At 66.3% G+C, this 6020-nt stretch carries 7 protein-coding genes and 1 tRNA gene; 3 read left to right on the top strand and 5 right to left on the bottom strand.

Features of this window, described 5'->3' with window-relative positions:
• On the top strand, positions 1–432 hold a 432-nt coding region (locus sphsw_RS11440), incomplete at its 5' end, for a formate dehydrogenase accessory sulfurtransferase FdhD (protein ID WP_042467098.1).
• On the opposite strand, the gene sphsw_RS11435 is transcribed toward sphsw_RS11440, so the two are convergent.
• The 4 genes from sphsw_RS11435 to sphsw_RS11420 all read right to left on the bottom strand — a co-directional run bounded on the left by sphsw_RS11435 (position 411) and on the right by sphsw_RS11420 (position 3798).
• Positions 411–487 (bottom strand) — tRNA-Met (locus sphsw_RS11435). The two genes, sphsw_RS11440 and sphsw_RS11435, sit on opposite strands and share 22 nt — an antisense overlap.
• Before the next feature lie 65 nt (positions 488–552).
• Entirely contained in the window at positions 553–1071 is a 519-nt protein-coding gene (locus tag sphsw_RS11430; RefSeq protein WP_031440734.1) for a 2'-5' RNA ligase family protein, read from the bottom strand.
• Positions 1072–1207: 136 nt separating this feature from the next.
• Positions 1208–3055: a potassium transporter Kup gene (locus tag sphsw_RS11425; protein ID WP_107932838.1), complete on the bottom strand. Its 1848-nt coding sequence runs from the start codon at positions 3053–3055 to the stop codon at positions 1208–1210.
• 302 nt (positions 3056–3357) lie between these two features.
• The gene (locus sphsw_RS11420) at positions 3358–3798 is read right to left on the bottom strand and encodes an Lrp/AsnC family transcriptional regulator (protein ID WP_031440732.1); all 441 of its coding nucleotides are present in this window, start codon (positions 3796–3798) and stop codon (positions 3358–3360) included.
• A 127-nt stretch (positions 3799–3925) separates the two neighbouring features.
• Here sphsw_RS11420 and ald point away from each other — a divergent pair, with 127 nt between their 5' ends.
• Both ald and sphsw_RS11410 read left to right on the top strand, forming a co-directional pair.
• Positions 3926–5032 carry an alanine dehydrogenase gene (gene ald, locus sphsw_RS11415; RefSeq protein WP_031440731.1) on the top strand — a complete coding sequence of 369 codons (1107 nt, stop codon included), beginning with the start codon at positions 3926–3928 and terminating at the stop codon, positions 5030–5032.
• Between the two features lie 52 nt (positions 5033–5084).
• Positions 5085–5303 carry a DUF3072 domain-containing protein gene (locus tag sphsw_RS11410; RefSeq protein WP_031440730.1) on the top strand — a complete coding sequence of 73 codons (219 nt, stop codon included), beginning with the start codon at positions 5085–5087 and terminating at the stop codon, positions 5301–5303.
• A gap of 78 nt (positions 5304–5381) precedes the next feature.
• Here the strand turns inward: sphsw_RS11410 and sphsw_RS11405 are convergent.
• Positions 5382–6020: tetratricopeptide repeat protein (locus sphsw_RS11405; protein WP_031440729.1), on the bottom strand; the 639-nt coding region annotated here is incomplete at its 5' end.

Raw genomic sequence — 6020 nt, 5'->3', positions numbered from 1 at the left:
CCCCGCCCCGACGTGCCCGTCACCGCGATCTTCGCCGCGCTGGCGGGGCTGCGCGCGCACCAGCCGCTCAACGCCGCGACGGGGGCGATCCATGCCGCCGCCGCCTGCGACCGGTCGGGAGGCGTGCTGGCCGCCTATGAGGATGTCGGCCGCCACAATGCGCTCGACAAGCTCGTCGGCGGGCTGGCGATGCGGTCGACCGAGCGCCCCGCCTTCATCCTCGTCACCTCACGGATCAGCTTCGAGATGGTCGACAAGGCGCTGGTCGCGGGCGTGGCGATGCTGGTCGGGATCTCCGCGCCGACCAGTCTCGCGATCGATCACGCGCGCGCGCACGGCCTGACGCTGCTCGCGCTCGCCCGCAGCGACGCGATCCTGGTCGTCAACGACCCGTTCGGTGTGTTTGAAAATGGTAGCGAAGGAGGGACTTGAACCCCCGACCCCAGGATTATGATTCCCGTGCTCTAACCAACTGAGCTACTTCGCCGTACCGTCTGCGGGGAAGCATTCTTCCCTGCGAGGCGCGGCCTATAGGAAGCGGATTCGAGGCGGTCAAGCAAACATGTGACGCGAAATCGCTTCCCAGGGTCCGCCGCGATACCACCAGGCGCCAAGCCCGGCGATTTCGACGTCCCGCGCCACGAAGTCGCGCTGCAGGTTGCCGAGCAGCAGCCTGGCGACCGACGGATTGACCTTGTTCTGGATCGTGACGTGCGGACGCCAGCCGCCCGCGTCCTGCGGCGTCAGCATCCCCGTGAACGCATCGGCCAGCCGCGCGCGGATTCCGACCAGCTCGGGCGATTCGATCCGGTAGGCGACACCGCGCCCCAGCGACATCAGCCCGCCGATCCGCGCCCGCGGTGCGGGCAGCCCGCGCGTCTCCTGATTCAGCCGGTGCTTCAGCTCGTCGAGGCCCGAGGGCGGCAGGTGATGGAACAACGTCAGGTGCGAATCGAGCTGGTTGCGTTCGGGCGGGAAATGCTCGCGCCGCATCGCGTCGAAGAACGCGGTGTCCTGACGGCCGAAGAGCGCGGTGACGATGATCGGGGCGGCTTCGGTCGTGCTTGCCATCATGCAGGTACTTCCCCGGCGCAAGCCGGGGTCCAGTTGGAAAGGTTGATGTAACTTCGGGTGACGTCCGCCATCGACGTTTCCCAACTGGGCCCCGGCCTCCGCCGGGGAGGTGCAGGGTGCCGATCGACTGAGATCAAATCTCGATCTGGCTGCCGAGCTCGACGACGCGGTTGGTCGGCAGGCGGAAGAATTCCATCGCGCTTTCGGCGTTGCGCAGCATCCACGCGAACAGCTTTTCGCGCCAGAGCATCATCCCCGGCTTGTCCGAGGCGAGCAGGGTCTGCCGCGAGAGGAAGAAGCTGGTGTCCATCATCTTGAAGTCCGCGCCGCAGCTGTGCACCTGGCGCAGCGCGGCGGGGACGTCGGCATCCTCCATGAAGCCATAGCGCAGGATCAGGCGGTGGAAGCCGTCGCCGAGCTCGTCGCGCACCGCACGGTCGTGCGCGGGCCAATAGGGCTGGCCGACGATCTTGACGGTCAGCAGGATGACGCGCTCGTGCAGCACCTTGTTGTGCTTGAGGTTGTGGAGCAGCGCGTGCGGCACGCCGTCGGAGGTCGAGGTCATGAACACCGCGGTCCCCGGCACGCGCGACGCGGAGTTCGCCGCCGAGCCGATGAACACCTTGATCGGCATCGCCGCCTCGCGCATCCGGTCGATCATCAGCTGCCGCCCCTTCGACCAGGTCGTCAGGAAGGTGAAGATGATGAGGCCGATCAGCAGCGGGAACCAGCCGCCATCGGGCACCTTGGTCAGGTTCGCGGCCAGATAGGCGCCGTCGACCAGGAAGAAGATCGCGAGCAACGGGATCGCGGCGATCTTCGGCCAGTTCCACAGCCGGAACAGCACGACACCAAGCAGGCAGGTGTCGATCAGCATCGCCCCCGTCACCGCGATGCCGTAGGCGCTGGTCAGGTTCGACGAGGTGCGGAAGAACAGCACCAGCAGGATCACCATCACCATCAGCGCACCGTTGACCAGCGGGATGTAGATCTGGCCCGCGGTCGCGGCACTGGTATGCTCGATCCGCAGCCGCGGGATGAAGCCGAGCTGGATCGCCTGCTGCGTGACCGAGAACGCGCCCGAGATCACCGCCTGCGACGCGATCACCGCGGCCATCGTCGCGAGCAGGACGAGCGGCAGCTGGAGGCTTTCGGGGGCGAGATTGTAGAACGGGCTGACGAGCGCCGCCTGCCCGTCGCGGAACAGCAGCGCGCCCTGCCCCATGTAATTGAGGATCAGCGCGGGCAGGACGAAGAACAGCCAGGAGATGCCGATCGGCCGGCGGCCGAAATGCCCCATGTCCGCATAGAGCGCCTCCGCGCCGGTGACCGCGAGCACAACCGAGCCGAGCGCAAGGAAGGCGCGGGTCGGATCGATCAGGAAGAACTCGACCGCATAATGCGGGGAAAAGGCCCAGAGCACGCCCGGCGTCTGGATGATGCTGAGGATGCCGAGCACCGCGATGACGCTGAAATACACCAGCATGATCGGCCCGAACACCATGCCGATTCGCGCGGTGCCGCTCTTCTGGACCCAGAACAGCGCGATCAGAATCGCGATCACGATCGGCAGGACGAGCCCGGCGAAGCTCGGTGCGGCGACCGCGAGCCCCTCGACCGCGGACAGCACCGACACGGCGGGGGTGATCATGCTGTCGCCGTAGAACAGCGCGGTCGCGAAGACGCCGAGCAGGATGATCCCCTTGCTCCAGCGCCGCGTCTTGGTCTTGCCCGAAACGAGCGCGAGCAGGGCGAGACTGCCGCCCTCGCCCTTGTTGTCGGCGCGCATGATGATGATGACGTATTTCACCGTCACGACGATCATCATCGACCAGAACATCAGGCTGATGACGCCCATGATGTGCGCCGAATCGAGCGCGAGCTTGTGGTGCCCGGCGAACGTCTCGCGGAACGCGTAGAGCGGGCTCGTGCCGATATCGCCGAAGACGATGCCGATCGCGCCAAAGGCGAGTTTCAGCATGCCGTCCGCATGATGGTGGCCGGTATCCGGATCGAGACCGGCGGGGGGCACGGTCGAGGCCGCGGCTGTGGGATCGACGCTCACTGGACGGTGAATCGACCCGGAAGTGCAGCAATCATCATCGAAATTCCGATTTCACCCTGTGCCCCAAGCTGGCGCATTTAGCATGGGGGTTGGAGAGCGGCAACGGGACCGCCGGCAACGTGGATTAACCGGGGCTGATCACGCCGCTTCGCCTGTTGCAAGTAGAAAGCTATCAGTAACGGGCGTTGCCGTGCGTGGCCAACGTGCGCAGGAAAACGTCAGCGCGTGACGACTTCGCGAATCACAAAATGCGAGGCCAGCCGCGTGACGCCCGGTAGTTGCGACAGCGTCTCGCGGTGGATGCGTTCGAACGTCTCGCCGCGGCGGAGCTCGACGTGGAGCATGTAATCCGCCTCGCCGCTCATCAGGAAGCATTGCACGACCTGCGGGCAATTCACGATCTCCGCCTCGAACGCCGCCATCGTCTCCTTGCGCTGGTCGCGCAGCGTGACGTTGACCAGGACGATGCTCGGATCGCCGCGGGCCGCGCGCGACAGCACGGCGCGGTAGCCGGTGATCGCGCCGCTCTCGCGCAGCTGCGAAACGCGGCGGTGCGCCGCGCTCGGCGACAGCCCCACCGCCTCACCCAGCTCGGCGCTGGTCAGGTCGGAATTGGCGGCCAGCAGGTCGAGGATCCTGCGCTCGATCGCGATACTCACAAATTTCCCGCTTCGTCGTTCGTGGATGCAATATTCTCCCAAATCCGATAGGGCAGCGGGACGGCTTTGCGAACCCTTCCCGGTCGATGCGCGCTACACTGCGGTCAAAGATAATGGAGTGGAAATGATGCGCGTCGGTGTTCCCAAGGAAATCAAGAATCACGAATATCGCGTCGGCCTGACCCCGCCGTCGGTCGCCGAACTGGTCGCCGCGGGCCATGAAGTCGTCGTCGAGACTCAGGCAGGCGCGGGCATCGACTTCGAGGACCAGGACTATGTCGACGCGGGCGCGACGATCCTGCCGACCGCCGCCGCGGTGTTCGCCGCCGCCGACATGATCGTGAAGGTCAAGGAGCCGCAGCCGGTCGAGATCGCGATGCTCGAACCGCGCCACCTGCTCTTCACCTATCTCCACCTCGCCGCGGACAAGCCGCAGGCCGAAGGCCTGATGAAGTCGGGCGCGACCTGCATCGCTTACGAGACCGTCACCGACCATCGCCGCGGCCTGCCGCTGCTGAAGCCGATGTCCGAGGTCGCGGGCCGCATGTCGGTGCAGGTCGGCGCGCACTATCTCGAAAAGGAACAGGGCGGCCGCGGCGTCCTGCTCGGCGGCGTGCCCGGCGTGGCACCGGCCAAGGTCGCGATCCTCGGCGGCGGCGTGTCGGGCGTCAACGCCGCGCAGATGGCGGTCGGGATGCGCGCCGACGTGACGATCTACGACATTTCGAACGATCGCCTTGCCGAGCTCGACATGTTCTTCTCGAGCCAGATCAAGACCGCCTATGCGTCGAAGGCGGCGATCGCGGCGGCGGTGAAGAACGCGCATCTCGTCATCGGCGCGGTGCTCGTCCCCGGCGCGGCGGCCCCCAAGCTGGTCACGCGCGAGATGCTCAAGACGATGAAGCGCGGTTCGGTGCTGGTCGACATCGCGATCGACCAGGGTGGCTGTTTCGAGACGAGCCATGCGACCACGCACGAGGATCCGGTGTTCGAGGTCGACGGCGTGATCCATTACTGCGTCGCCAACATGCCCGGCGCGGTCGCGCGCACCTCGGCCTTCGCGCTCAACAACGCGACGCTGCCGTTTGCGCTGAAGCTCGCCAATCTGGGTGCGGAGGCCGCGATGAAGGCCGACCCGCACCTCGCCAACGGGCTCAACGTCTACAAGGGCAAGATCGCGTACAAGGCGGTCGCGGATGATCTGGGTTTACCTTACGAAGCTTGGTCGAATTAAGCGGGAACGGATGCGGAACACGGGGGTTGGACAGGCGGAAGGAATTTCACGCATGTCCGACACCCCGAACCCCAAGTCCGAGCCCTTTTCGAACGCCGAGAAGGATCCGCATGACTGGACGACCGGCGACGAGAAGATGACCGGCGCACAGGCCAGCTATCTGAAGACGCTGTCCGAAGAGGCGCATGAGGAATTCGACGAATCGCTGTCGAAGGCGGATGCCTCGCTCAAGATCGACGAGCTCCAGGGCAAGACCGGCCGCGGCCAGTAAGCCCTTTTGCGGCACGGAACGGGACCCAGGATCCCCGGCATCGCGCCGGACGATCCGGGTCCCGTTTTGCGTCGGTGCCTAGCTCGCCGGTGCGGCGTCCTGTGCGGCCATCACCTGATCGAGCAGCGCGAGGCGCACCGCGATCTCGTCGTGATAGGACACGCTTTTCGGGGTCAGCGCGAGCGCGCGGGCCCAATAGGGTCGACCCGCCGCGAAATTGCCCGACCGGACATAGGCGAGGCCAAGGAAGAAGGGCGGCGCCGGGTGGCGCGGTGCGATCCGCATCGCCTGCTGGAACGCGAACAGCGCCGGGGGCGAGACCTGATCGCCGTCATGCGCGGCCAGCGCATTGGCGAGCCCGGTCCACAGGACGAGACTTTTCGGCGCGACGCGGATCCCACCGAGCAGGACCTTCACCGCCGCGCGACGCTCGCCGATCCGCGTCATCGCATCTGCCGCAACCAGATAGGCGGCGGCACCGGTATAACGTTCGAGCATCTTGTCGCGCAGCTCGATCATCGACCCGTCGTCAGGCGTGATCGTCGTGCCCGTCACGACCGGATGCCCGGCGAGCCCGGGCTCGCCCTGCAGCGCATAGCCCGCCGCACCGAGCATCAGCGCGGCGGCGACCATCGACCAGAGCAGCCGGTCGACTCTCAGCACCGCCAGCAGCGCGAACGCCCCGACCGCGATGATCCCGAGCCAGAGCCAGCCCAT

The organism is Sphingomonas sp. FUKUSWIS1 (assembly GCF_000733135.1).
Classification (GTDB): Bacteria; Pseudomonadota; Alphaproteobacteria; order Sphingomonadales; family Sphingomonadaceae; genus Sphingomonas; species Sphingomonas aerolata.
The sequence above is the reverse complement of the archived record's forward strand: the minus strand, read 5'-3'. Positions and strand labels throughout refer to the sequence as shown.

Bases quoted from the DNA above. Each gene is read 5' to 3' on its own strand.
- sphsw_RS11410 (WP_031440730.1), top strand. From the start codon at position 5,085: ATGTCCGACACCCCGAACCCCAAGTCCGAGCCCTTTTCGAACGCCGAG.
- sphsw_RS11425 (WP_107932838.1), bottom strand. From the start codon at position 3,055: ATGCTGAAACTCGCCTTTGGCGCGATCGGCATCGTCTTCGGCGATATC.
- sphsw_RS11430 (WP_031440734.1), bottom strand. From the start codon at position 1,071: ATGGCAAGCACGACCGAAGCCGCCCCGATCATCGTCACCGCGCTCTTC.
- ald (WP_031440731.1), top strand. From the start codon at position 3,926: ATGCGCGTCGGTGTTCCCAAGGAAATCAAGAATCACGAATATCGCGTC.